Genomic DNA, 26,060 nt, shown 5'->3' with positions numbered 1-26,060 from the left:
AGAAAAATGCATGGCTTTTGAGACTAAATCATTATTACTTATGAATAAAACGTTAAAGCACGATAAAAAACGTTAAGACAAACACAACAAGCACGTTCACAACGACAGATGGGGTATTCGCGGATGAAATTAACAAAAGGTAAAGTGTTGCTGGCTGGGTGTATAGCAATGGCGATGAGCCATTCTGTGCTGGCGAAAGACATTAAAGTTGCCATTGTTGGCGCTATGTCCGGTCCGGTTGCCCAATATGGTGACATGGAATTTACCGGCGCACGTCAGGCTATTGCTGATATCAATGCCAAAGGTGGAATTAAAGGCGATAAACTGGTTGGCGTGGAATACGATGATGCCTGCGACCCTAAACAAGCAGTGGCTGTTGCTAACAAAGTGATTAACGATGGCATCCGCTATGTTATCGGCCACCTGTGCTCCTCCTCAACTCAGCCTGCTTCAGATATTTATGAAGATGAAGGCCTGATCATGATCACCCCAGCGGCAACTAACGCGGATCTGACCACCCGTGGTTACAAAATGATTATGCGCACCACCGGTCTAGACTCTGACCAAGGCCCAACTGCGGCGAAATATATTCTTGAGACTATCAAACCTAAACGTATCGCGGTTGTGCATGATAAACAGCAATATGGTGAAGGTTTGGCGCGCTCAGTACGTGACAGCCTGAAAAAGCAGGGCACAGAGCCTGTGCTGTTTGAGGGTGTGACTGCGGGTGATAAAGATTTCTCTACTCTGGTTGCTCGTCTGAAGAAAGAGAACGTCGATTTTGTTTATTTCGGCGGTTACTACCCAGAGATGGGGCAAATCCTGCGTCAGGCTAAGCAAGCTGGTCTGACAGCCCGCTTCATGGGCCCAGAGGGCGTTGGTAACTCCTCACTGTCTAATATCGCCGGTGATGCTTCTGAAGGCATGCTGGTGACATTACCGAAACGTTATGACCAGGTTCCTGCTAACCAACCTATCGTTGAGGCATTGAAAGCGAAGAAACTGGATCCAACTGGCCCGTTCGTTTGGACAACCTATGCTGCGCTGCAATCACTGACTACAGCGATGGAGCGGAGTGGCAGCCAGGAACCTGCTGATTTGGTCAAAGATCTGAAAACCGGTAAGCCGGTTGAAACCGTGATGGGGCCATTGAGCTGGGATGAAAAAGGCGATCTGAAAGGGTTTGAGTTCGGTATTTTTGAATGGCATGCGGATGGCTCGTCTACCGCAGTCAAATAACAATAATATTAGAATCATCAAGTTGTAGGGTTGCTGTCGCAGCAATCCGGCCCCTTTTACCAACTGCATCCCCCCAGATTACGGGGGGATTTTTCCACTCTGCACACAGTAGATTCGGCGCAGTTGGCTAGGGCAGCCAAGCAAGTGAATCAAAGGGTTAGGGTATGTCAGAGCAGTTTCTCTATTTTCTGCAGCAGATGTTCAACGGTGTTACGTTGGGCAGCACTTATGCGCTGATCGCCATTGGTTATACCATGGTGTACGGCATTATCGGCATGATCAACTTTGCTCACGGCGAAGTGTATATGATCAGCAGCTACGTCTCATTTATCGTGATCGCCGCATTGATGATGATAGGGATCGATGCCAGCTGGTTATTGATCGGCTCCGCTTTTCTTGTCTCGATTGTGATCGCCAGTGCCTATGGCTGGAGTATTGAACGGGTGGCGTATAAGCCGGTTCGTAGCTCTAAGCGTTTGATTGCACTGATCTCTGCGATCGGGATGTCTATCTTCCTACAAAACTATGTCAGCTTGAACCAAGGTTCCCGTGATCTGGCATTACCCAGTTTGGTGACGGGGCAGTGGACTCTGGCAGAAACCAATGGTTTTGCCGCAACGATCAGCACCATGCAGATGACTATTTGGATTGTCACCTTCCTGGCCATGTTGGCATTGACACTGTTTATTCGTTATTCCCGCATGGGGCGAGCATGTCGTGCCTGTGCTGAAGACTTAAAAATGGCCAGTTTACTGGGCATTAATACTGACCGGGTTATTTCGCTGACTTTTGTTATCGGCGCGCTGATGGCTGCTGTTGCCGGGGTTTTATTGGGTCAGTTTTATGGTGTGATTAACCCATACATTGGCTTTATGGCCGGCATGAAAGCCTTCACCGCCGCAGTATTGGGTGGCATTGGCAGCATTCCGGGGGCGATGATTGGTGGCTTGATTCTAGGGGTAGCTGAAGCATTAACCTCTGCTTATCTCAGTACCGAATACAAAGATGCAGTTTCATTTGCGCTGTTGATTGTCGTCTTGCTAGTGATGCCGACCGGGATCTTAGGCCGTCCGGAGGTTGAAAAAGTATGAAACAACTCAATTTCCTTAACGCCATTCTTTCCAGCTTTGTGTTACTGGTCCTCGCCTCATTTGTGATGGGCTTGCAGCTGCAATTAGACGGCACCAAACTTATCGTACAAGGCGCTTCAGAAGTCCGTTGGTTGTGGATTGGCGCGGCTTGCATCGTGGTTTTCTTCTTCCAATTGGTGCGCCCATATATTCAGCAAGGCATTAAAAAAGTCTCTGGCCCAGCCTGGGTGTTACCTAGCTTTGATGGCACTACACCACGGCAAAAACTATTAGCTGCCGCAATTATTGTCGCCGCGGTAGCTTGGCCATTTTTGGTTTCTCGCGGTTCAGTTGATATCGCAACATTGACACTTATCTATGTCATGTTGGGCTTGGGGCTGAATGTCGTGGTTGGGTTATCCGGCTTGCTGGTGCTCGGCTATGGCGGTTTTTATGCTATTGGTGCCTATACCTATGCTCTGCTAAATCACTATTATGGTTTAGGTTTCTGGGAAAGCTTACCTCTGGCAGGTATTGTCGCGGCCCTGTCAGGATTTCTACTGGGATTCCCGGTTCTGCGTCTGCGCGGAGATTATTTGGCGATCGTGACATTGGGTTTCGGTGAGATTGTGCGTATTTTGCTGCTCAATAATACCGAGTTTACCGGCGGTCCTAATGGTATTAGCCAAATCCCTAAGCCAACCCTGTTTGGCCTGGAATTTAGCCGCACAGCGAAAGACGGCGGTTGGGATACCTTCCACAATTTCTTTGGCCTGAATTATGACCCGAGTGACCGCATCATTTTCCTGTATATGGTCGCACTGTTATTAGTGATTTTGACACTGTTCGTGATTAACCGGTTATTGCGTATGCCGCTAGGTCGGGCATGGGAAGCACTGCGCGAAGATGAAATAGCCTGCCGTTCATTGGGCCTCAGCCCAACCAAAATCAAGCTAACAGCGTTTACCATCAGTGCCGCCTTTGCCGGTTTTGCCGGTACGTTATTTGCCGCCCGTCAAGGATTTGTCAGCCCAGAATCTTTCACCTTTGTTGAATCAGCTTTCGTGCTAGCGATTGTAGTATTAGGCGGAATGGGGTCGCAGTTCGCGGTCATTCTGGCTGCTGTGTTGCTGGTGGTTTCGCGTGAATTAATGCGCGATCTCAATGCGTACAGTATGTTGCTGTTAGGTGCATTGATGGTATTGATGATGATTTGGCGTCCGCAAGGGTTGCTGCCAATGAAACGGCCACAGCTGAAGCTTAAAGTGGCAGATATCAAAGCTAAACAGGGGGAACAAGCATGAGTACGCAACCTTTGTTAGCTGTTGAAGGGCTGTCGATGCGTTTTGGTGGATTGTTGGCGGTGAACAATGTTGGTCTGACCCTTAATCAAGGGGAAATTGTTTCGCTGATTGGCCCAAATGGGGCGGGTAAAACCACTATTTTTAACTGCTTAACTGGTTTTTATCGCCCGACTGGTGGCACCATTAAGTTGCGAGATCGTCATCTTGAAGGGTTACCCGGCCAGATGATTGCTCGCATGGGCGTCATTCGTACTTTTCAACACGTGCGATTATTCCGTGAAATGACGGTAGTGGAGAACTTGCTGGTAGCACAGCATCAGCATCTTAAAAGCGGTGTATTTGCTGGCTTGTTGAAAACTCCCGGCTTTCGCCGGGCAGAGGCCGATGCATTGGAACGTGCGGCAACTTGGCTGGAGCGTGTTGGGTTATTAGATTTGGCTAATCGTCAGGCAGGGAATCTGGCTTATGGTCAGCAACGGCGTTTAGAAATAGCACGCTGCATGGTAACCCGCCCTGAATTATTGATGTTAGATGAACCGGCTGCGGGTTTGAATCCGAAAGAGACTGATGAACTGAATCAGTTAATTATGGAACTGCGTGACCAGCATCAAGTGTCGGTATTGCTCATTGAGCATGACATGAAACTGGTGATGGGGATTTCTGATCGTATTTATGTGGTCAATCAGGGGACCCCGCTGGCTCATGGTACACCAGCCGAAATTCGTAATAACCCGGATGTGATCCGCGCCTATTTGGGCGAATAAAACATGGGCGAGGCATAAACATAACATGTTGTCATTTAATAAAGTTTCAGCCCATTACGGCAAAATTCAGGCTTTGCACCAAGTTAGCCTGCATATTCAACAAGGCGAGATCGTTACACTGATTGGCGCCAATGGGGCGGGTAAAACCACCTTGTTGGGGACATTGTGTGGCGAACCTCGAGCTACCGAGGGCAGCATTGTTTTTGGTGAGCAAGATATTACCGCCTGGCAAACTGCGCGCATTATGCGTGAGGCGATTGCGATTGTGCCAGAAGGGCGTCGGGTCTTCTCCCGTATGACTGTTGAAGAGAATTTGGCAATGGGCGGCTTCTTTGCTGATCGCCAACAATATCAGCAACGTATCGAGCGGGTTTACGACTTGTTCCCACGGCTGTTTGAACGGCGTGTTCAACGGGCGGGGACGATGTCTGGTGGTGAACAACAAATGTTGGCGATTGGTCGTGCGCTGATGAGCCAGCCTAAATTATTGTTGCTGGATGAGCCGTCACTGGGGCTGGCACCGATTATTATTCTGCAAATATTCGATACTATTCAACAGCTAAGAGAGGAGGGTATGACTATCTTCTTGGTTGAACAGAATGCCAATCAGGCACTGAAATTGGCTGATCGTGGTTATGTTCTTGAGAATGGTCGTATTGTTCTGGAAGACACCGGGGCGGCCTTGCTGGCGAATGAGGCAGTGCGCTCAGCTTATTTGGGCGGTTAAGTCTCATAGATGATTTTTTAAGGCCCACTTGTGGGCCTTATTCTATTATTTAATCAACTCTATGATTCAGGGGTGATAGTGAAAGTCAGTGTATCGCTGTAGCTGCCTTTATCCATGGAATCGGTACGGTAAAGATATATTTCGGGCGACCAGCACATTTCTTGTTTATCCGCGTAATTATTTGCTATTAACTGAATAAATTTTTTATCTTTTGGCAATACAAATTTTTTGCTAGGGTTCTCATCACTTACGAATCTTACGTTATAGTTAATCAGATTATTACCTTCCTTTTCTTTTAATTGAAAATATTGGCCACTATTATCTAATGCATTTATATTGCTGGCACTGATCATATAATTATTATTCTGTACCCCCATCGCGCGATAGTTGATACAGAAGCGATTTGCTGATGCATTTTCCAATTGAAGATGTAAGCTACCATTATTGTCAGCGGTTCTTTCTAACAAAGAGTCAAGATCGATAGATTTTAATTGCCATACTGCGGAAGATAGCTGAAAATTGGGCGACACTTTAAATGCATCTGGTGCGATATTAGCCTGTGGATCAAAAAATTTGCATTTTTTACCTGCTGGGCCAAAAGAAACGCCTCTTGATGCAAGTAGCGAGTATGTCGGCATCTCTATTTCACCGGTAAATACTCCTAACTGCCCTCCAACGGTTGCACCGATTCGGATATATTTAAGCACATTGGCATTAACTGTAAATGACACCTCATAGCTTTTATTTTTATCATTAAACGCCAAACCGTGATTAAATTTAATTTCTTTAATATTATCACTAGAACTATCCGGTGTAGCGCCATTGAGCGAAATACTATTTAGGTCTTTAATACCAATATTGACATTGGGTGAACCATCAGCATTGTAGAAATAGAGTGAAAGTAGGGCTTTGTATGGATGTAAGTAAACATCTCCTACTTCTGCTTCTTGATTTGGGACACCTACTAATTTTGCCCATACTTTTTGATGTCGATTGCCATCGGCAAATAGATTACTCACCATCTCTACATTAAAAGAGACGCTAACACTGTAGTCATCTGATAGTTTTACTGAACAATTGGAATAGCGTTGAACAAAGTCGTTGTAAAAAAGGGGGCTAGCGATAGCTGTGGGTTGCAGTATTAATAGCATTAACCCCATCAATAATTTTTTATATTTTATGTTCACTTAGTATTTCTCCATGTCTGTCAGCTATTTACTTCAAAGATTAATGTCAGCTGTCCGTGATACTTCCCTGTACTATTTGGTTCACTAGGTGCCAAAGCTGAAATACGCAATATATAGTCAGTGCTGACCAAGCTAGATGTACTTTTATCCACCGTAAATGTTTGCGGAGCAGCTGTTAATTTCCGCAAATTGGTGCGTTCTTTGCCCCAATATACTTGAGCAAGTGAGAATGTCCGTTCGGGATCACCAACGTTATTAGCCTGACGAGTGAGTATTAGCTCATTTTTAACTGAGACTCGAAATCCCGTTTGGTTGCGTAGTTTTACTGTGACAGGAACGTCAGATTGATAAATATTGGGATTATCCAGGCTATTATCCAGTTTGATATTGTCGTACCAGCCACCTTGTGGTCTTTCAACCTCAATGATGGGCAGTGCGGTGACGTCTAATTTGATATCAATACGGCCAAGCTCAATTTCAGTACCAGCAGAATTAACCTGCCATGGAATGAATAATAATATGGCCAATATTTTTATAATATTCATAATGCTCCTTAATCTTTAACTAGTAGGGCACTGTAAGCTGAAGAATTCATCTTCAACTATTCCCTGTAGATTGCTGACGGTTAGTTGCCGGTATTTTTCGGGATAAAGATTAAAATTATCTATTTCCCCCTGTTGGGTCTTCAACTGTTGCCAATGCAGGCGAGTATTACCGGTATTTTGTAATTTCAATTTTCCGTCAACGCAGTGGTGTACCCATTGGGGATGTGATGAAGCAGGTAGATGCCTGACCAATCCCATATAACTCAGTTGCACACCGACAGCACCACCATGGCCTCCGCTGACTTGTAGGTTCTTTTCTGGCATGACGGATAGCCGATAAATTTGTTCTTTATCTGGCGATTGCAGTGCTTTAAGTAATATTCTACCGCTCTGCTTGGGGCCGAGAGTGAGTTTGGATGGCACGGCAAATAACGCTGGTTGCAGCTGCTCTCCAACAGAGATTAATGATTCTTGGTCTGGTGGCACTCCGGGGTTATTAATCTGATACAACTGAACTGTGATGTACTCAGTGACTGAGCTGTGGTTGATAACATTCACCTCCGCACTGGTTTGTTGTATTTCCAACACATGTGGCTGAATATCTATTACTGCGAAAGCATTCAATGGCAGCCAGCTAGCTGCAATGAAGAGTAAAGGTTTCATTGTCAGCCTGCCCGCTAAGTTGTTTGACTGATAAGGTGATTGGAGTACCCGGATACACATTCAGACTGTCTGCAAGTGCGGTGTTATCCGATGATTTCAGTTGCGCAAACTTACTGTGGACGCTACCTGTAGAACGGAGCATTAGCCCATCTGGTAGGCATTGATGTTGCCAATGGCGAGTATGGGCTGCGGCTGGAGGGACATGGTGGATAAGGACGCCATAACCAACACTGATAGCAATTGGTGTGTGGATCTTGCCCTTATCTCCGTCACCCACGGCTTTAATATCGACGACTGGATCGATATACAAACGGTATAAGGTTTCCTGTTTCGGGGACTTTAATGGGAGCAACTTTATATCGCGTTTTTGCTTCGGCCCTAATGTGATCCGGTTAGGATTAAAAATCATTTCAGGCTGAGCGATATCACTGATTAGCGTCTTTTTCTCTGGGGTCATTCCCGGGTTCTCTACCTGCTGTAGAGAGATATTCAAATACAATGGCGTATCACCGTTGTTAGAGACTTGCACGGTGTGGTGTTGATCCATAGCTTCAACCGTCGTGCGGATAGGTATCGCCATTAACTGCCCATGAGTTGCCGTGGTAGAGGCCAGCAGTAAGGTAATACTTATAAGTAATTTATTATATTTCATGGTTATTTCCGTCGGTATTAATTGGAGTGACAAAGGTAAATATGGTCACGCTGCTGCTGCATATCGCAGTGATAACGGACCGAACCATTTTGGACCGTAATATTTTTCAGCACGACGTTAGAATTAATGGCAAATAGCCCATTAGGGTGCACGGTATCGTTGGTCTCTTTAATTGTTCCACTAACAGGTTGCCCCTGTGAGTCTTTAAGAAAACCGTTGTAAAGAATGTCTAGCGTAATATCAGCTTTACTAACAAATACCTGGCCTGGATGTGCGCGGACAATATTCACCGGTAACTGAATATTCATATCCAGATCACTGCGATTATTATGTGTCCGAACAAAGAAACGGTCTTGATAGCGGGGAATAGGTATGGCGTAAAGGCCACCGCCGGTTATTGGATTCCCTTCTGCGTTGAAGCTGTAGGGAGTACCTGATAATTCAGGTGTTTTGATCAGCAATGCTGAGCCACTATAGCTACTGCGTCCTAACGCCGCCCCTTGTGGGCTGATGGCTACCATACCGCTATAGCTAATACCGCCGTTGGCTATCTTGTTATCTACCCCCATTCGGGCCGAAATATCTCCACGACTGCCGCTACGTTGGGCAAAAGTACCGATGCCATTAGATTTCCCACTGGTGCTGCCACTGATCCCCAAAGAACTGGTGCCATGGTTATCGGTAAATTCTTTTTGATAATTGGCGCTGGTGCTTAGTTGTTGTCGGGTATAGGCGCTGTTGATGCTGGCGCTACTTTGACGCAGAGACAGCGTGGTATTTATAAACACCCCGTAGTTGTTTTGGCTATGCCATTGCCCACCTTTTTGTGCGCCAACGGACAGATTTAAGCCAAATTGCGGTCGTCGCCAGTTCCAACTGCTTTGAATACGGTGTTGCTGGTTATTTTTATATTGATTGAATTGATAACTGAGTTGTGTTGGTCCAACGCGACGGCTATAAGAAGCTGAAGTACTGCCGGAATTTGGTGCGTATATTGATATATCCGGCGTTTGATAGCGCGCAACAGATAGATATCCCACAGTAGAATTGCCGCCATTTAGGCGCAGATAACCGCCACTACGTTTCTCTCCAGACATCACACCTAAAGTGGGGGTGATATTAAGAGAGGATATACCTAATGGATGCGATATGTTCCCTTCGGCTGCCCAGTGGCGCGCATCATCAGCCAGTAGCGAGATATTGGTTTGAATGTTTTGTATGGCCATGCTGCGGCCAAATTGTGCCAGATGGTGGGGCTTATTTTTGTCTCTTTTTGCACTTTTACCCATGGTCAGGAACCAACCATGATTAGTTTGTGCGCCGATATTACTGATGGTTTGGCTTTCCTGACTGACAACGCGACCAGTATGGTCCACAAGGCGAATATCAATATTGTAGTAACCACCGGGGAGCCGGTTATAATCAATTTCGTTGCGGCCCAATTGTGCGGGAATACGGCGGATCAATTGGTTATCACGGTAGATTTCATAATCACCATCAACAGTGGCATATAACACTAAGCTGCCCGCCGAGGGCTTATCCAGTGCTAAATAGCTCTGGCTACCTAAGGTGATAAATTGGTCTAACGCTGGATTGATCAGGGTATGAATACTACCCGCGCTGTTATCGAGATTATTTTGTTTACCCGCCCGTAAATAGAGGGCTTGGAAGTTCTTTTGTAGATACCAACTGCCCATCCCGATTTGAGTTTGCTGTTGGTACTGTGATTGGCCTGCGAACGGGTAATGGTTCTTGGTGCGAACGCTGTTATAAAACCACTGCACAAAACCATAAGATTGCAGGGGTAGCCCAAGATAACCCTGCCCACGGGCAGACATGGCACTGTAGTTTCTTGCGGTCATACGTACGTCAAAAGATTGGTTATGAACTAAGCCCCAAGTCGTAACCGGCATCAAATAGCGGCTATTGTTATTGGTGATAGTGACAACGTTATTCACCTTATCCAACATGACGCGATGGTTTGACAAAATATAGTCGCAGCCATTTTCACATTGCAAATAAGGAATTTGAGGTAAAATCTGTTCTAATAATGCAATTGAAGGCTCATCAATGTGGTTATTACGGTATTGCTGCTGGTCGAAGCTTAATTCATTCTTTTTTTCTGAGAAAAATATTGGGCCAGGTAATGTTTTACCATCGAATATACCAAGTAATTGCAGTGTTTTATGCTCGTCAATAGCTGAAAAACCCGCAGGAACTAAATGCTCAATAGTGATATTTTGCGCATATACTGAATTGGATGTTTGTAGTAATAGAATAAATAAGAGTGCCGGCCTGGCTATTATAGTGTTTTTCATTGAATTATATTCCACTATTAATGATTTAATTTTTTATAAAGATATATTTCCCCGACGAATATATTTATTTGTGTTAACGGTTTTTCATTAAACTACTATGTTATATATTGAGGTCAAAGGGTAATGCAGTCAGGAAGTTAGCCTCCTGACTGTATAGGTTAATTAAATTGATATGTACTATATGTAATTAAGCCGTAGCCTCGATACTAAGACTCAGAGTTCCAGAGTAAACTTCACCTGATACAGCATCGTCTGGTTGTTTCGCTGTTATACTTAGATCAGCCTCGAATACAGAAGAAATTAATTTAAAATCTTTCATTTGATTGACAGCTAATACTTCATTCCCAAGTTTCACCTCTACGCCACTAAACACTTTGCTAGCATCATCTTTTTCTGCCAGAACAAGCGCCTCTTTGACTACAACATTAACCTTATTTCCTGTGTTGCTTGTTATTTTAATCGGCTGTGCCAGTGTGTGCTTTTTGTCAATGGAATCATAATCTAAAGTCAATGCATTAATATCAGTACCATTATCATCTGTCAGGCTCATCACACCATTAATTGTTACTGAAACGGGGATTTCTTTTTCTATCGGAGCAGCATAAGCAGCCATGCTACCGACTAATGTTGCCATAGTTATAATAGATAATAGAGTCTTTTTCATCGTGGATACCTAATAGTCCTTTGTATAAAATTCTATTCAGAATGAATAGCCGTTATTTCCTCTAGCGGTTCTTGTGGGTTATATTATCGACGATAACGAGGGCGTTAATACAGTCTTATTAATATCGAGCCTCACAAGGCGAAGAGACAGTAACATGTCAGATAAAGGTGGTTCAATAATGATTCAACCAATTTAAGGAAAGAAAATTAAATTGGTTGGGGTAATTAAATAAATTCCTAATTGATACTTTAATTTTTATTATATCGTTGGATAAACCTTATTTTAGCTGTCAATGAATTTAGCAGAAATACTAATTATATTCGTTACTCGTCGTGGCATTAAAAGCTAATTTCGTTTCTGTTCTGATTTCTTTGTCATTTTTCTGTCACGTGAAGGTTATATTTCTGTCATGAAATGGTGTCATGTTTGCTTTCGAACAAAAACTGATTTATTTCGCTCACCAGTAGCAATTCATTGAAGTGAGCCATACAGATTTATTCAGGGGCTAGATATGTTTAACAATACTATTCGTAAAACGTCGATTTGTATCGCGCTTACCTTGGCATTCAGTGCCAATGCAATGGCTGTCACTGAGATTCCTTTCTGGCATTCAATGGAAGGGGAGTTAGGTAAAGAGGTCGATTCATTAGCGGATCGTTTTAACCAGTCACATACCGATTATAAGATTGTACCGGTCTATAAAGGTAACTACGAACAGAGCTTGGCCGCAGGTATTGCTGCTTTCCGTTCAGGAAAAGCCCCCGCTATTTTACAAGTTTATGAAGTCGGTACCGCGACAATGATGGCCAGTAAAGCTATCAAGCCGGTATTCCAGGTGTTTAAAGATGCGGATATCAATTTTGACGAATCCGTCTTTGTGCCAACAGTGGCAGGTTATTACACTGATGCCAAAACTGGGCACTTATTATCGCAGCCATTTAATAGCTCCACGCCGGTGCTGTATTACAATAAAGATGCTTTCAAGAAAGCGGGCTTGAACCCTGACCAACCGCCTAAAACCTGGCAAGAACTGGCGGAAGATACTGCTAAGTTACGCGCTGCTGGCTCAAGCTGTGGTTACGCCAGCGGCTGGCAGGGTTGGATTCAAATTGAAAACTTCAGTGCCTGGCATGGTCAGCCGATTGCCAGCCGCAATAATGGTTTTGATGGCATCGATGCGGTGCTGGAGTTCAATAAGCCATTGCAGGTTAAGCATATTCAGTTGCTGTCAGATATGAACAAGAAAGGTGATTTCACCTATTTTGGCCGCAAAGATGAATCAACCGCCAAGTTCTATAATGGCGACTGTGCGATTACCACCGCCTCTTCTGGTTCACTGGCCGATATTCGTCATTATGCCAAGTTCAACTATGGCGTCGGCATGATGCCTTACGACGCAGATGCTAAAAATGCGCCACAAAACGCCATTATTGGTGGTGCAAGTTTGTGGGTGATGGATGGCAAAGACAAAGATACCTATAAAGGCGTGGCGGAATTCCTGCAATATCTGGCTCAACCGGAAATTGCTGCTGAATGGCACCAAAAAACCGGTTACCTGCCGATTACTACTGCAGCTTACGAGTTGACCAAACAGCAAGGCTTCTATGATAAGAATCCGGGCGCTGATGTTGCCACTCGTCAAATGCTGAATAAACCACCATTGCCTTATACCAAAGGCTTGCGTCTGGGCAATATGCCACAGATTCGTACTGTGGTAGATGAAGAGCTGGAAGGGGTGTGGACGGGTAAGAAGACACCTCAGGAAGCTTTGGATACCGCAGTGAAGCGGGGTGATGTGTTGCTACGTCGCTTCGAGCAAGCGAATAAATAACGTTATTTGGCTATTTTATTTGCCAGTTTGGGCTTGCGGTCTGCGCAGCCAAACTGGCTGTGCCTGTAATGCCAAATAGTGTTGTGCAGTCATCAGCATTTAGTTCGATAAACGGTTAACTCTATGTCATCTTCCCGTCCCGGTTTCTCCTGTAGTTGGTTGCCTTATTTGTTGGTATTACCCCAACTGGCAATCACCGCGGTTTTCTTCCTATGGCCTGCCGGTGAAGCACTGTGGTATTCGGTGCAAACACTGGACCCCTTCGGCCTCTCTAGCCAATTTGTCGGGCTGAGTAACTTTATTCAGCTATTTCAGGATGAATACTATTTAGCTTCCTTTTACACCACGCTGATTTTTAGCTCTTTGGTGGCGGGGATCGGTTTGGTTGTATCGCTATTTCTGGCGGCCATGGTGGATTACGTCCTGCGTGGCAGCCGTATCTATCAGACGTTAATGATTTTACCTTATGCTGTGGCCCCTGCGGTGGCGGCGGTATTGTGGATTTTTCTGTTCAATCCAGGGTTAGGACTGATAACTCACTTCCTCGGCACCCTGGGTTACACCTGGAATCATGCTCAAAATAGCGGGCAGGCAATGTTTCTGGTGGTGCTGGCTTCCGTGTGGAAGCAGATCAGTTATAACTTCTTATTTTTCCTCGCAGCACTGCAATCCATCCCGCGCTCTTTGGTCGAGGCCGCTGCTATTGATGGCGCTGGGCCAGTGCGTCGCTTCTTCAATTTAGTGTTGCCGCTGATTTCTCCGGTGAGTTTTTTCCTGCTGGTGGTGAATTTGGTGTATGCCTTCTTTGATACTTTCCCGGTCATTGATGCAGCGACAGGGGGAGGCCCGGTACAGGCAACTACGACTCTGATTTATAAAATTTACCGTGAAGGTTTTGCCGGGCTGGACTTATCCAGTTCTGCTGCCCAGTCGGTGGTGCTGATGTTGCTGGTGATTGGCCTGACGGTTATCCAGTTCCGTTTTGTTGAGCGTAAGGTGCGTTACCAATGATTGAGAATCGTCGCGGGCTGGATATTTTCTGTCATGTCATGCTGATTATCGGCGTGCTGCTGATCCTGTTCCCGCTGTATGTGGCTTTTGTGGCGGCGTCGTTGGATGACACGCAGGTTTTTCAGGTGCCAATGACTCTGATACCTGGCCCTCATTTATGGCAGAACATTAGCCATATTTGGCACGCCGGTGTGGGCAACAACAGCGCCCCTTTTGGATTGATGCTGTTTAACAGTTTTGTGATGGCTTTGGCGATTACCATCGGCAAAATCACGGTATCGATGCTATCGGCCTATGCCATCGTTTACTTCCGTTTTCCGCTGCGAAATCTATTTTTCTGGTTAATTTTCCTCACCTTGATGTTGCCGGTAGAAGTGCGAATTTTCCCGACTATTCAGGTGATTGCGAACCTGAATATGCTAGACAGCTACACCGGCTTGACGTTGCCACTCATGGCATCCGCCACCGCCACTTTCTTATTCCGCCAATTCTTTATGACTCTGCCGGATGAGTTGTTGGAAGCAGCCCGTATTGATGGCGCTGGTGCTATGCGCTTTTTCTGGGACATCGTTTTGCCGCTGTCAAAAACCAATTTGGCGGCGCTGTTTGTTATCACTTTTATCTATGGTTGGAACCAATATCTCTGGCCAATTCTGATTACCAGCGATGCCTCTATGGGGACGGCGGTAGCAGGGATAAGAAGCATGATTTCCACCTCCGGTGCGCCAACACAGTGGAATCAGGTGATGGCGGCGATGATCCTAACGTTAATTCCACCGGTCGCGGTGGTCCTTCTGATGCAGCGCTGGTTTGTACGCGGCCTGGTAGACAGTGAGAAGTAATCTGATATGGCATGTTTAAAGCTTCAGGCAGTAACCAAATCTTATGACGGCGTCACGCCGGTGATTAAACAGATTGATTTAGATGTTGCCGACGGTGAGTTTATCGTCATGGTCGGCCCGTCCGGTTGTGGTAAATCGACACTGCTGCGCATGGTGGCCGGGTTGGAACGCACCACCAGCGGCGATATCTATATTGATAATCAGCGAGTGACCGATTTGGAACCCAAAGACCGCGGCATCGCCATGGTCTTTCAGAATTACGCGCTGTATCCCCATATGAGCGTGTTTGACAACATGGCTTACGGGCTAAAAATTCGAGGTTTTGGTAAAGAACAGATCCGCCAGCGGGTGGATGAAGCGGCACGTATTTTGGAGCTACAACCACTGCTGAAGCGCAAGCCACGCGAGCTTTCTGGTGGTCAGCGCCAGCGCGTTGCTATGGGCCGGGCTATTGTGCGCGAACCGGCGGTGTTCCTGTTTGATGAGCCGCTTTCTAATTTGGATGCCAAGTTGCGGGTGCAGATGCGCCTTGAACTGCAACAATTGCATCGCCGACTGAAAACCACCAGTTTGTATGTGACCCATGATCAGGTTGAGGCCATGACGCTAGCCCAGCGGGTGATTGTGATGAACAAAGGGATTGCGGAGCAAATTGGCACGCCGAGTGAGGTCTACAAACAGCCGGCTTCACTGTTTGTCGCCAGTTTTATTGGTTCGCCAGCGATGAACCTATTAGCCGGAACGGTTAGCCCAGATGGGCGCGCGTTTATTTTATCTGATGGAATGGCTTTGTCGTTGGAAGTCCCGCGGCCACAATGGGCTGCTCGGCGCTTGACCCTGGGTATCCGTCCAGAGCATATTCAGCAAACAACTTCAGCACTGGGTGTGCCGATGGCGTTATTAACTCTGGAATTACTCGGGGCGGATAATTTGGCGCACGGGCAGTGGGGTGGGCAGAGCATTATTGCTCGCTTATCCCATGAAGAAATGCCAGTGGCGGGCAGTATGCTCTATTTATATCTGCCCTCAGCAGCGCTGCACTTTTTTGATTCAGAAAGCGGATTACGGATGGAATCATGAGTAAAAACTGGCCTTATCCTGCTATTGTTGCCCATCGTGGGGGCGGCTCATTGGCACCAGAGAATACCTTGGCAGCCATTGATGTCGGCGCCAGTCACGGTCATAAGATGATTGAGTTTGACGCCAAATTATCGCAAGACGGCCAGATATTTCTGCTCCATGACGATACGTTGGAGCGAACCAGTAATGGCTGGGGCGTCGCTGGGGATTTACCTTGGGAAAAGCTGATTCAACTGGATGCGGGCGATTGGTATAGCACCACATTTCGAGGTGAGCGCTTGCCTCTGCTCTCTGACGTTGCCGCTCGCTGTGCTCAATACGGCATGGCCGCTAATATTGAAATTAAACCGACCACCGGCGCTGAAATCCCCACTGGGCGAGCCATTGCGCTAGCGGCTCGCGCGTTGTGGCAAGGTCAGGCGATACCGCCACTATTGTCGTCTTTCTCGTTTGATGCATTAGCCGCCGCGCAGCATGCTGCACCTGAGCTGCCGCGTGGCTTATTACTGGATCAATGGGATGATAATTGGCAGGCGATGTCCCGCCAGTTGGATTGTGTTTCTTTGCATATTAACCACAAGCAACTGACGGCAGAGCGGGTGGCATTACTCAAAGCTGCTGGGTTACATATTTTGGTCTATACCGTCAACCAGCCAGCCCGGGCGACAGAATTGTTAAATTGGGGCGTTGACTGTATCTGTACTGACCGTATAGATTTAATGGGTACAGACTTCTACCTTCGTACTTGAAGTCACAGGGGTGTTAGCCGCACTCACTCACCCGAATCACATACTTGAGTATGTTCATCGGGATTCGTTCATTTGCTGCCTACCTGTAACTCCAATGACGTTGGTATAAATAAAACGGAAAACAGAACAGGTCAGCCATTCTTACAGTTACGGGCTGACCTGGCCCGGTTTGACAGGACGTTAACCATGCCCGCCTTTGTTATTTCGCTTTGGCACCAGATTGTATTGTCTTCACCGCTATTTGTTTTGCTCGCACTGGGCTACTGCTTAGTACGATTTGGCAAGTGGCCTTCTACCATCACTGATGGTCTAACCCGTTTTGTTTTCTCGCTCGCTTTACCCGCCATGCTCTTTCGCATGATGTGCGATTTCTCCGAACGCCCTGCGGTTGATGCTCGCCTACTCATTGCCTATTTTGGCAGTTGTCTGGTGGTGTTTGTTATCGGGCGCATTGTGGCTAACCGGGTATTCCATCTGGATGGCGTGTCCGGTTCGGTATTTGCCCTCGGGGGGATTTTTTCCAATAACGTGATGCTGGGGCTGCCGATCGCGACCCTGATGTTGGGTGAAAAAGCTATCCCGGCAGTGGCACTGGTCTTGGTATTTAATGGCCTGATTTTATGGACATTAGTGACTATCTCAGTGGAGTGGGCGCGCAATGGTTCACCGACTTTGGCCGGCTTTGCCAAAACAGCCCGTAGCGTGCTGACCAATCCACTGATTATTGGGATTATCTCGGGCACCTTATTCAGCTTAACCGGTTTGCAACTCCCGCCGGTTATCGACCAACCCGTCACCATGTTAGGCCAAATAGCCCCGCCGCTGTCGTTAATCGTGTTGGGGATGGGGCTGGCGGAATACCGTGTGACTGACGGCTGGCAAATCAGCAGTGCCATCAGTTTGCTCAAGTTAATTGTGCAGCCCATGGTAATTTGGGCGCTGGCATGGTCCATGAATCTACCAGCACTGGAAACTCAGGTGGTGGTATTGCTGGGCTCAATGGCAACTGGCGTGAATGTTTATTTGATGTCGCGTCAATTTAATGTGCTGACCGGCCCTGCGGCCGCCAGTTTAGTGATGTCCACCGTGCTGGCGGCGGTGACTACGCCGCTGATCCTGACCATTATTGGTGCCGGGTTGTAACTATCGAGCTTATCGCTCTTGTTTGGAGTGATAGAATGAAAGTCGAACTAACCCATTGTGTTAGTTCGACTGTATCTATCTTACTTTGGATTATGGCAATGGTAATCGCCGGTTTTCTTGTTGGTATGGCACCCATTAGCATCCGTACCACCAGAATGGGCAATTGCAGCACCAATACTCAAAATAAACATAATGGATAATGTTAAAAGTTTCTTCATAAAACTAGGCTCTATATTTAAATACGTTGAATTTAATGCTTATGATTTATCAAGTACGTAAATCTTTATCGGTGATTGCTTTGCCTTAAAGCACTTAAATTAAATCTTATCTATATAGATGGTTTTTAATTTTAACTATTCCAATCGGTTAAGTTGGGTTTCAATATAATTATGAAATTCGGTATGAGTTAGATGTGACTTATTCAGTTTTTTCTTCAGTTCCTCTCCCATTTCTTTCAATATCATGCGGTTATTTTCTGTCTGGCGTTTATTGACTTTTTTTAAATGATAATCAAGCTCATGATCTTGGGAAAAGTTCACATGATCATATTCATTGATCCCCATATGTCACTCCTTGGCTATGGCTGTTCTAGAGTAGAGCAGCGAAGTCTTATTTTATGTGATTAAATCTTATATTCAATACTGATAGTGAAAATTTATTAATGAAATATTTGTTATAGTATTTAAAATTAATAAGAAAAATTAATTTATGATATAAAGTATTAGAATCAACACTAGTTAAATATAGCTGTTAATAATAACCAACATCCTATGCGGGTAAAATTAAATATCATTTTGCTTTTCTCATTGACCGCTTGGCTTAACTGACCCATGCACGACTCGATCTAGTATGCTCTTGAGGGGATGAAATAGTTTGATTGGTTTGTTTTTGTTCAAATGTAAACCTAGTTCGTGTAAAAATTGTCTCCCGCTTCCGCTACAATTGCACTTTACCACCTCGAAGAGCCTACTTACTGTGTTTTTACTGGTCATTACCACCATCTTATGGGCGTTCTCTTTTAGCCTAATTGGCGAATATCTGGCAGGGCATGTGGATAGCTGGTTCTCTGTGCTGATGCGTGTTGGCTTGGCGGCGCTGGTCTTTTTGCCCTTCTTGCGTTGGCGCAATATCCACTGGCGGGTGAACCTGCTGTATATGATTGTGGGCGCAATTCAGTTAGGAATCATGTACTTGTTCAGCTTCCGCGCGTATCTCTATTTGACTGTGCCGGAATTTTTGCTGTTCACCGTGATGACTCCACTGTATGTCACGTTAATCTATGATTTGCTGCGCCGTCAGCGCCTGCGTTGGAGTTATGCCCTAAGTGCATTGCTGGCGGTGGTGGGGGCGGCCATTATTCGTTATGACCATCTGAGCGAACACTTTTGGTGGGGGCTGATGCTGGTTCAGGCGGCAAATATCTGTTTTGCCATTGGCCAAGTGGGGTATAAGCGCTTGATGGAAGTCCACCCAATCCCGCAGCATGTGGCATTTTCATGGTTCTATGTCGGTGCTCTGATTGTAGCGGTGGTGGCTTGGTTCGCCTTTGGTAATCCACAGAAACTGCCAACGACATCGTTGCAATGGGGGGTATTGGTTTGGCTCGGTGTGGGGGCTTCAGCTCTGGGTTACTTCATGTGGAACTATGGTGCGACACAGGTAGATGCCGGCACCTTGGGTATCATGAATAACGTGCATGTTCCGGCTGGGTTACTGGTGAATCTGGCCATTTGGCAAGAGAAGCCCCATTGGCCCAGCTTTATCATTGGGGCAATTGTGATAATGGCTTCGCTATGGGTACACCGCCGTTGGGTCGCTCCGCATTCTTTACAAACGGCAGATGATCGCAAGCGTGCTGCCGAGCCGAACGAATAAAAGCTTCAGTGACCGGTTGGCGCTGCTCCCCATCACGGACGGCAGCGTATAACCGGCTCCATAACCCATTCCCCAGCGTTTTTGTTACCACTAATCCCTGACGTTCGAAGCTCTCTACCACCCAGTGTGGCAGGGCGGCGATACCCATGCGGGCTGATACCATCTGAATCAGCAGTAAGGTGTTATCCACATTCTTCAATTGGGGATTAATCCCCGCCGGTTGCAGGAAATGCCGCCAGACATCTAATCTTTGGCGCTGTACCGGGTAAATCATTAACACTTCCTGCGCCAAATCTTCTGGCTCAATGCGAGCTTTATTGGCTAAAGGATGGTCTGGAGCCAGTACCAGACGTACTTCAAAATCAAACATAGGTGAATAGTGCAGGCCACTGCGCGGCAAAATGTCCGAGGTTAGCACCAAGTCCAGCTCTCCTTGCTGCAACGCCGGTTGCGGATCGAAAGTCACACCTGATTTGAAATCCATCGCCACTTGCGGCCAGTTTTTGTGGAAGTTATCCAACGCTGGCGTCAGCCATTGAATACAACTATGGCACTCAATGGCGATACGCAGTGCAGTTTGGTGCGGTTCGTTACACGTTTGCAGGGCTTGCTTAATTTGTGGCAGCACCTGTTCTGCCAACTGCAATAGGATTTCACCTTGTGTGGTGAAACGTAGCGGCTGGCTTTTTCGCACAAACAGACGAAAACCCAGACGTTGCTCCAGATCGCTGAATTGATGGGACAAGGCCGATTGGGTTTGATGAAGTTGTGTCGCCGCCGCAGCCAGTGAGCCGGTATTACGCAAAGCTTGCAGGGTGCGTAAGTGTTTCAGTTCGATCATGAGAGTCCTTCACAGTGACAGTGAACAAATTGCGCTTGTGGATTATACAGTACCTGCGGATTATGGATGTGTAAACATCTGGATGGCTAAATGGGAAATAAGACGATGACAATTTTAAATCACACACTGGGTTTTCCGCGTGTAGGTCTGAAACGTGAACTGAAAAAAGCACAAGAAAGTTACTGGGCAGGCAACTCCACGCAAGAAGAATTGCTCAATGTGGGTCGCGAATTGCGCGCTCGCCATTGGCAACAGCAACAGCAAGCTGGCGTTGATTTAGTGCCAGTCGGCGACTTCGCTTGGTATGACCATGTACTGACCACCAGTTTGCTGCTGGGTAATGTTCCAGAGCGTCATCAGAATGCTGATGGTTCTATTGATTTGGATACTCTGTTCCGTATTGGTCGTGGCCGTGCTCCAACCGGTAAACCGGCAGCCGCGGCAGAAATGACCAAATGGTTTAATACTAACTACCACTACATGGTGCCGGAGTTCCAACAGGGCCAGCAGTTCAAACTGGGTTGGACTCAACTGTTAGATGAAGTGGATGAAGCCCTGGCATTGGGCCACAAAATCAAGCCAGTACTGCTTGGCCCGGTAACCTATCTGTGGCTGGGTAAAGTTAAAGGTGAGCAGTTCGACCGCCTATCTCTGCTGAAAGATATTCTTCCCGTTTACCAGCAAGTGCTGGCTGAACTGGCAAAACGCGGTATTGAATGGGTGCAAATTGATGAACCCGCACTGGTGCTAGAGTTACCACCAGAGTGGCTGGCTGCATTCCAACCGGCTTATCAGGCACTGCAAGGTCAGGTTAAAATATTGCTGACCACCTATTTTGATAGCATCGGCCACAACCTTGATACTATCCGCGCACTGCCGGTGCAAGGTCTGCATGTTGATGTGGTCGCGGGTCATGATGACATTGCTACCCTGAATGCCGAACTGCCAAAAGAGTGGCTGTTATCACTGGGCGTTATCAATGGTCGTAACGTATGGCGTGCTGACCTGAGCAACTGGTTCGAACGTCTGCAACCACTGGTTAATAGTCGTCCACTATGGCTTGGTAGCTCTTGTTCGTTATTGCACAGCCCGATTGATTTAAGTGAAGAGACGCGCCTTGATGCAGAAGTGAAAAGCTGGTTCGCCTTTGCCCTGCAAAAATGTACCGAACTGGCATTGTTGACGCAGGCATTAAATGCACCAACCGAAGCCAAACTGGCTGAGCTAGCAGCATATAGCGCGCCAATTCGTGCTCGTCGTGCTTCCAGCCGTGTTCATAATGCACAAGTGGAACAACGTTTGGCGGCCATTACTGCGCAAGATATTGAACGCCAATTACCTTATGAAGAGCGTGCCGCTGCGCAGCGCAAACGCTTTAATTTACCCGCATGGCCGACCACCACTATCGGCTCATTCCCGCAAACTACCGAGATCCGTGGCCTGCGTCTGGACTTCAAACAAGGCCGCCTGGACGGTAAAAACTACCGCACTGGCATCAGCGAACATATCAAGCAAGCTATTGCAGAGCAGGAACGTTTGGGTCTGGACGTCCTGGTGCATGGCGAAGCAGAACGTAATGACATGGTTGAATACTTTGGCGAACATCTGGACGGTTTTGTCTTTACGCAAAATGGTTGGGTGCAGAGCTACGGTTCGCGCTGTGTTAAGCCGCCAGTCATTATTGGTGATATCAGCCGCCCTGAAGCCATTACCGTTGAATGGGCTAAATATGCGCAATCCCTGACGGACAAGCCCGTCAAAGGCATGCTGACCGGGCCGGTCACTATCCTGTGTTGGTCATTCCCACGCGAAGATGTCAGCCGTGAAACCATTGCCAAACAAATTGCACTGGCACTGCGTGATGAAGTGGAAGACTTGGAGAAGGCCGGTATTGGTATCATCCAGATTGATGAACCAGCCCTGCGTGAAGGTTTACCTCTGCGTCGTGCTGACTGGCAAGCCTATCTGCAATGGGCGGTCGATGCCTTTAAGTTGAATGCTGCGGTGGCGCAAAATGATACTCAAATCCACACCCATATGTGTTATTGCGAGTTCAATGACATCATGGATTCCATTGCTGCGCTGGATGCTGATGTGATTACCATCGAAACCTCGCGCTCAGATATGGAACTGTTGGAGTCATTTGAAGACTTCGCCTATCCGAATGAGATTGGTCCCGGCGTTTATGATATTCACTCGCCGAATGTGCCAAGTGTGGAATGGATTGAAGCTTTATTGCGTAAAGCCGCTCAACGTATTCCTGCGGAACGTTTATGGGTTAACCCTGACTGTGGTTTGAAAACTCGCGGTTGGCCGGAAACCCGTCAGGCACTGGCAAACATGGTGCTGGCTGCGCAACGTCTGCGTGAAGAACAGGTTTCATAAATTACGATTTACTCTGTGTGTGAGATTTTGGGCGCATTTTTTGCGCCCTTTTTTATGGCTGTTATTTATCTTCTTCAGGTACCGGATGGGCGCTCACCCCATGTTGAGTAAACCAGTCAAGCATGCGCTGCCAGCCATCTAATGCCGATTCTGCATGATAACTGGGACGATAGTCAGCATTAAATGCGTGCCCTGCATCAGGATAAACAATGATTTCTGCATCAGCATTCGCGGCACGTAATGCCTGGCGCATGGTGTCGATATGCTCTTGCGTGATGCTGCCATCTTTACCGCCATACAGCCCTAGCACGGGTGCACTGAGGTCGACTGCAACATCCACTGGATATTTCGGGAGCAGCAAGGTTTTCTCTCCAACTAGCTTGCCATACCATGCTACTGCAGCCTTTAACTGTGGGTTATGGGCGGCATACAACCATGCAATTCGCCCTCCCCAACAAAATCCGGTAATCGCCAGTTTGCTGGTATCGCCGCCATGGCGGGAAGCCCAATGCGCCGCGTGATCAAGATCTACCATAACCTGACGGTCGGGGACTTTGCTGACCAAATTTTTATATAACGCGTTAATATCATCATATTCTTTAGCATCTCCCTGACGGAAAAACAGTTCGGGAGCGATGGCCAAATAACCCTGTTTTGCCAGCCTGCGGCAGATATCTTGAATATGTTCATGCACACCAAAGATTTCTTGCACCACAATAATGACCGGGTAAGGGCCGGTATGTTGCGCGGGTTTGGCAATATAAGCTGGCAATTCATCGCCTTGGGAGGGGATGGTGGTTTCTCCGCAGTGAATACCTTGTTGATCGGTATGGCGGGTCGTCGAGGCCAGAGGAGCGACCGCAGGTGTGAAGCCAGCTGCTGTTGGCCTGAGAGTCATAAGTTGATCAGTTTTCACTGTGGTCTCCTTGCGAAATGAGGGAAGTATTACGCGATGAATACTGGCTGGGCTGAATAACCTGTTGCCCTATATTGGCTGTTCTCGACTTTAACTATAGGTAATCTTTGAGATTAATGAGATCAGGTTTTGCAGTAATTCAGCGTTTTATTGCAACATGGGATCTGTCTAATAAGTCAGTGAATAAAGATAAACATACAACATTAATCAATGAGTTCTATTCTTGTTATTCATATATAAAATGACTATGTCTGTGGTCTGATTTGTATGAAAAACAGTCTCATTGATTTTATTTTGTGATTTGAGTCACTAATTTAATGTATTTGATATATTCATTTCTTTTGTCAAAGTGACATCCATCACGCAATGATGGGGTGATTTTGAGTAAAGTATTCCTTTGTATCTCCCTATAACATCTCTCATGAAAGAGGAGTCTCACACATGGCTAAATCCGACGTTTTTCACTTGGGCCTGACTAAAAGCGATCTGCAAGGGGCGACTCTGGCTATCGTTCCGGGTGATCCACAGCGTGTTGAGAAAATCGCTAAATTGATGGATAACCCAGTGCATCTGGCCTCGCATCGTGAATTTACTTCATGGCGTGCTGAACTTGATGGCAAAGCTGTGATTGTCTGTTCAACCGGTATCGGTGGGCCATCAACATCCATTGCCGTTGAGGAGTTAGCGCAGCTTGGTGTGCGGACTTTCCTGCGTATTGGTACTACCGGTGCCATTCAGCCACATATCAATGTTGGTGATGTATTGGTCACGACTGCGGCGGTACGTTTAGACGGTGCCAGCCTGCATTTTGCACCGATGGAATTCCCGGCTGTAGCTGATTTTGACTGTACGACGGCACTAGTTAACGCGGCTAAATCGGTTGGTGCGACCACCCACATTGGTGTTACGGCGTCTTCAGATACCTTCTATCCGGGCCAAGAACGTTACGATACTTTCTCTGGCCGTGTGGTTCGCCGCTTTAAAGGCTCCATGGAAGAATGGCAATCTATGGGCGTGATGAATTATGAAATGGAATCTGCAACCTTGCTGACCATGTGTGCGAGTCAAGGCCTGCGTGCTGGTATGGTTGCTGGGGTGATTGTAAACCGCACCCAGCAAGAGATCCCGAACGAAGAAACCATGAAAGCGACTGAAAGCCACGCAGTAAAAATCGTGGTAGAAGCGGCACGTCACTTGCTGTAATACCGGTTGTTGTCATGCTTACTATCGACGGGTCAGTTTACTGGCCCGTTTTCTATTTCGTCGATTTATCTGTTAATGTCGTAGCTCTTATAATGGACAATAATAAGAGGAAAACATGACGACACCTGCTCTATCTCATCCTTCCCTACTGCCATTGGACGGTGGTATTAACTTTCGTGATCTCGGTGGCAATGCCGTTGCTGATGGTCGGCGTATCAAACGCGGGTTACTGTTTCGCTCCGGTTCACTCGATCGTTTGAGTGCCAAAGATTGCGACTTACTCAGCAGCGGCTCTGTTGCTCAAATTCTTGATTATCGAGATGCTGATGAAGTTCGGGCCAAACCTGATGTGGTGTGGCATGGGGCCAGTTATCACAATATTCCTGCCAATCCACTCAGCAGTGAAGTTAATGCCAATCTGGAAAAGCTGACGAACGAAACCTTAGCGACGTTTGATGCTCGAGCCTTCATGTTAGAGCTTTATGGTCGGTTACCTTTTGGTAATCAAGCTTATAAGCAGCTGGTTAGTTTGCTGCAAAACAGTGCTTCACCAGAGCATACTGCCACAGGGGTCGTTCAGCATTGTGCTGTCGGGAAAGACCGTACCGGCGTGGGTTCTGCCTTGGTATTGTTTGCTTTAGGTGCTGATGAATCGACGGTGTTGGAAGATTATCTGTTGACCGAAACCACATTGAAGCCTTTTCGTGAGCATATGCTGGCTGAGTTGGCACTAAAACTCAACGATCAGGCATTAGGGCAATTCGCCTTTGTACTGTCAGCCAGAGAAGAATTTATTCAAACCGCGCTACGTAGTATTCAGGAGCGCTATGGTAGCCGGGACCATTGGCTTCAACAGGAGTTTGGTCTTGGCAGCATAGAGCGAGAAAAATTGCAGTCATATTTCCTGGAATAAGGGCTCTCTACCGCCCGTTTTTCCAATTCGTCTTTTATTGAGCCACTAGGTGGCTCTTTTTAACCGCTTAATGATGCAAACTACCGCTTAACCAGTTCACTGATATTTCTCTTAGGGACCAAGCGTATGTTAACGCCT

Annotated in this window: 25 protein-coding genes; 15 read left to right on the top strand and 10 right to left on the bottom strand. The window is 46.7% G+C overall.

Going from position 1 to position 26,060, the window contains the following annotated elements; translation table 11 throughout:
* Positions 1-123: 123 nt before the first annotated feature.
* The 5 genes from FTA96_RS10985 to livF all read left to right on the top strand — a co-directional run bounded on the left by FTA96_RS10985 (position 124) and on the right by livF (position 5,104).
* Positions 124-1,239: a branched-chain amino acid ABC transporter substrate-binding protein gene (locus FTA96_RS10985; RefSeq protein ID WP_050109735.1), complete on the top strand. Its 1,116-nt coding sequence runs from the start codon at positions 124-126 to the stop codon at positions 1,237-1,239.
* 164 nt (positions 1,240-1,403) lie between these two features.
* On the top strand, positions 1,404-2,330 hold the full coding sequence (gene livH, locus FTA96_RS10980; RefSeq protein ID WP_145532708.1) for a high-affinity branched-chain amino acid ABC transporter permease LivH: 927 nt from the start codon (positions 1,404-1,406) through the stop codon (positions 2,328-2,330).
* Positions 2,327-3,613 carry a high-affinity branched-chain amino acid ABC transporter permease LivM gene (locus FTA96_RS10975; protein WP_050123885.1) on the top strand — a complete coding sequence of 429 codons (1,287 nt, stop codon included), beginning with the start codon at positions 2,327-2,329 and terminating at the stop codon, positions 3,611-3,613. The genes livH and FTA96_RS10975 overlap by 4 nt, the downstream gene beginning before the upstream one ends.
* The gene (livG, locus tag FTA96_RS10970) at positions 3,610-4,377 is read left to right on the top strand and encodes a high-affinity branched-chain amino acid ABC transporter ATP-binding protein LivG (RefSeq protein ID WP_050123884.1); all 768 of its coding nucleotides are present in this window, start codon (positions 3,610-3,612) and stop codon (positions 4,375-4,377) included. Before FTA96_RS10975 ends, livG begins: the two co-directional genes overlap by 4 nt.
* A gap of 25 nt (positions 4,378-4,402) precedes the next feature.
* Entirely contained in the window at positions 4,403-5,104 is a 702-nt protein-coding gene (gene livF / locus FTA96_RS10965) for a high-affinity branched-chain amino acid ABC transporter ATP-binding protein LivF (RefSeq protein ID WP_050109743.1), read from the top strand.
* 59 nt (positions 5,105-5,163) lie between these two features.
* On the opposite strand, the gene FTA96_RS10960 is transcribed toward livF, so the two are convergent.
* The 6 genes from FTA96_RS10960 to FTA96_RS10935 all read right to left on the bottom strand — a co-directional run bounded on the left by FTA96_RS10960 (position 5,164) and on the right by FTA96_RS10935 (position 11,133).
* Positions 5,164-6,291, bottom strand: a complete 1,128-nt coding sequence (locus tag FTA96_RS10960; protein ID WP_145573828.1) for a hypothetical protein — start codon at positions 6,289-6,291, stop codon at positions 5,164-5,166.
* 20 nt (positions 6,292-6,311) lie between these two features.
* A complete protein-coding gene (locus tag FTA96_RS10955) occupies positions 6,312-6,836 on the bottom strand; it encodes a fimbrial protein (protein ID WP_145573825.1) in 525 nt (174 codons plus the stop codon).
* Positions 6,837-6,851: 15 nt separating this feature from the next.
* Complete coding sequence (locus tag FTA96_RS10950; RefSeq protein WP_050109749.1) at positions 6,852-7,499, bottom strand: hypothetical protein; 648 nt, start codon at positions 7,497-7,499, stop codon at positions 6,852-6,854.
* On the bottom strand, positions 7,471-8,151 hold the full coding sequence (locus FTA96_RS10945; protein ID WP_145573822.1) for a fimbrial biogenesis chaperone: 681 nt from the start codon (positions 8,149-8,151) through the stop codon (positions 7,471-7,473). The genes FTA96_RS10950 and FTA96_RS10945 overlap by 29 nt, the downstream gene beginning before the upstream one ends.
* A 17-nt stretch (positions 8,152-8,168) precedes the next feature.
* A complete protein-coding gene (locus FTA96_RS10940) occupies positions 8,169-10,469 on the bottom strand; it encodes a TcfC E-set like domain-containing protein (protein WP_235897478.1) in 2,301 nt (766 codons plus the stop codon).
* A 187-nt stretch (positions 10,470-10,656) separates the two neighbouring features.
* A complete protein-coding gene (locus FTA96_RS10935) occupies positions 10,657-11,133 on the bottom strand; it encodes a CS1 type fimbrial major subunit (protein WP_050109753.1) in 477 nt (158 codons plus the stop codon).
* 511 nt (positions 11,134-11,644) lie between these two features.
* Between FTA96_RS10935 and ugpB the strand changes: the two genes are divergently transcribed.
* From ugpB to FTA96_RS10905, 6 genes are all read left to right on the top strand, one after another.
* Entirely contained in the window at positions 11,645-12,964 is a 1,320-nt protein-coding gene (gene ugpB, locus FTA96_RS10930) for a sn-glycerol-3-phosphate ABC transporter substrate-binding protein UgpB (RefSeq protein ID WP_050123878.1), read from the top strand.
* A 123-nt stretch (positions 12,965-13,087) separates the two neighbouring features.
* Entirely contained in the window at positions 13,088-13,975 is an 888-nt protein-coding gene (gene ugpA / locus FTA96_RS10925; protein ID WP_050109757.1) for a sn-glycerol-3-phosphate ABC transporter permease UgpA, read from the top strand.
* A complete protein-coding gene (gene ugpE / locus FTA96_RS10920) occupies positions 13,972-14,817 on the top strand; it encodes a sn-glycerol-3-phosphate ABC transporter permease UgpE (protein ID WP_050109758.1) in 846 nt (281 codons plus the stop codon). The genes ugpA and ugpE overlap by 4 nt, the downstream gene beginning before the upstream one ends.
* A 6-nt stretch (positions 14,818-14,823) precedes the next feature.
* Entirely contained in the window at positions 14,824-15,897 is a 1,074-nt protein-coding gene (locus FTA96_RS10915; protein WP_145573819.1) for a sn-glycerol-3-phosphate import ATP-binding protein UgpC, read from the top strand.
* Positions 15,894-16,646 carry a glycerophosphodiester phosphodiesterase gene (ugpQ, locus tag FTA96_RS10910; protein ID WP_145573817.1) on the top strand — a complete coding sequence of 251 codons (753 nt, stop codon included), beginning with the start codon at positions 15,894-15,896 and terminating at the stop codon, positions 16,644-16,646. The genes FTA96_RS10915 and ugpQ overlap by 4 nt, the downstream gene beginning before the upstream one ends.
* A gap of 186 nt (positions 16,647-16,832) precedes the next feature.
* Positions 16,833-17,789, top strand: a complete 957-nt coding sequence (locus FTA96_RS10905; protein ID WP_050123875.1) for an AEC family transporter — start codon at positions 16,833-16,835, stop codon at positions 17,787-17,789.
* An 80-nt stretch (positions 17,790-17,869) separates the two neighbouring features.
* Here the strand turns inward: FTA96_RS10905 and FTA96_RS10900 are convergent, their stop codons facing one another.
* Positions 17,870-18,007 carry a YHYH domain-containing protein gene (locus FTA96_RS10900; protein ID WP_145573814.1) on the bottom strand — a complete coding sequence of 46 codons (138 nt, stop codon included), beginning with the start codon at positions 18,005-18,007 and terminating at the stop codon, positions 17,870-17,872.
* A gap of 135 nt (positions 18,008-18,142) precedes the next feature.
* A complete protein-coding gene (locus FTA96_RS10895) occupies positions 18,143-18,352 on the bottom strand; it encodes a hypothetical protein (protein WP_145573811.1) in 210 nt (69 codons plus the stop codon).
* A gap of 412 nt (positions 18,353-18,764) precedes the next feature.
* Between FTA96_RS10895 and FTA96_RS10890 the strand changes: the two genes are divergently transcribed.
* Positions 18,765-19,664, top strand: coding sequence for a carboxylate/amino acid/amine transporter (locus FTA96_RS10890; RefSeq protein WP_145573809.1), 900 nt, complete (start codon positions 18,765-18,767; stop codon positions 19,662-19,664).
* Here the strand turns inward: FTA96_RS10890 and metR are convergent.
* Positions 19,552-20,505, bottom strand: coding sequence for an HTH-type transcriptional regulator MetR (gene metR / locus FTA96_RS10885; protein WP_050109768.1), 954 nt, complete (start codon positions 20,503-20,505; stop codon positions 19,552-19,554). The two genes, FTA96_RS10890 and metR, sit on opposite strands and share 113 nt — an antisense overlap.
* A gap of 105 nt (positions 20,506-20,610) precedes the next feature.
* On the opposite strand from metR, the gene metE reads away from it, so the two are divergent.
* The gene (gene metE, locus FTA96_RS10880; RefSeq protein WP_072077971.1) at positions 20,611-22,890 is read left to right on the top strand and encodes a 5-methyltetrahydropteroyltriglutamate--homocysteine S-methyltransferase; all 2,280 of its coding nucleotides are present in this window, start codon (positions 20,611-20,613) and stop codon (positions 22,888-22,890) included.
* A gap of 61 nt (positions 22,891-22,951) precedes the next feature.
* Here the strand turns inward: metE and FTA96_RS10875 are convergent, their stop codons facing one another.
* Positions 22,952-23,806: a dienelactone hydrolase family protein gene (locus FTA96_RS10875; protein ID WP_050109772.1), complete on the bottom strand. Its 855-nt coding sequence runs from the start codon at positions 23,804-23,806 to the stop codon at positions 22,952-22,954.
* Between the two features lie 441 nt (positions 23,807-24,247).
* On the opposite strand from FTA96_RS10875, the gene udp reads away from it, so the two are divergent.
* Positions 24,248-25,009 (top strand): uridine phosphorylase, encoded by a 762-nt coding sequence (udp, locus tag FTA96_RS10870; protein ID WP_050109775.1) that lies wholly within the window; start codon positions 24,248-24,250, stop codon positions 25,007-25,009.
* 115 nt (positions 25,010-25,124) lie between these two features.
* Positions 25,125-25,922 carry a tyrosine-protein phosphatase gene (locus tag FTA96_RS10865; RefSeq protein ID WP_050109777.1) on the top strand — a complete coding sequence of 266 codons (798 nt, stop codon included), beginning with the start codon at positions 25,125-25,127 and terminating at the stop codon, positions 25,920-25,922.
* Positions 25,923-26,060 lie beyond the last annotated feature (138 nt).

The organism is Yersinia alsatica (assembly GCF_902170305.1).
Lineage (GTDB): Bacteria > Pseudomonadota > Gammaproteobacteria > Enterobacterales > Enterobacteriaceae > Yersinia > Yersinia alsatica.
The sequence above is the reverse complement of the archived record's forward strand: the minus strand, read 5'-3'. Positions and strand labels throughout refer to the sequence as shown.